This is a genomic window from Vibrio jasicida CAIM 1864 = LMG 25398 (genome assembly GCF_000400365.1).
GTDB classification, from domain to species: domain Bacteria; phylum Pseudomonadota; class Gammaproteobacteria; order Enterobacterales; family Vibrionaceae; genus Vibrio; species Vibrio jasicida.
Genome location: NZ_BAOG01000034.1, coordinates 1 through 440 on the forward strand (window position 1 = coordinate 1; position 440 = coordinate 440).

Here is a 440-nt window from a genome sequence, read left to right on the forward strand (position 1 = left end):
GGGCTAATTATATGGTCCGCCTCACTCTCAAGCCCTACGCTTAGAGTAGGCTCTCAGAACGAGGTGAACCATATGTCTACCATTCACATCTTAGGTATCGATTTAGGCAAGCACTGCTTTCATGCGGTTGGCAACAATCACACTGGCAAAGACGTTATTCGCCGTAAGTTTAGTCGAAGCCAACTACTCCGTTTCTTATCTGTACTTGAACCTACCATCATCGCTTTTGAAGCCTGTGGTGGTGCTCACTGGCTTGCGAGAAAGTGTGAAGCCTATGGGCATCGAGTTCGACTTATCCCGCCTCAATATGTAAAACCTTACGTCAAAGGTAATAAGAACGACTTTATTGATGCGGCTGCGATAGCAGAAGCAGCGAGTCGACCAAGCATGAGATTTGTCTCTGCCAAGTCAGAGGAAGCTCAGGTAATCGCAGCTATCCA

General features: G+C 47.3%; 1 protein-coding gene. It reads left to right on the top strand.

The window, feature by feature from the left end; all coding sequences use genetic code 11:
- Positions 1-72: 72 nt before the first annotated feature.
- Positions 73-440 (top strand): IS110 family transposase (locus VJL_RS09645; RefSeq protein WP_038877515.1); only part of this gene is annotated, 368 nt, incomplete at its 3' end.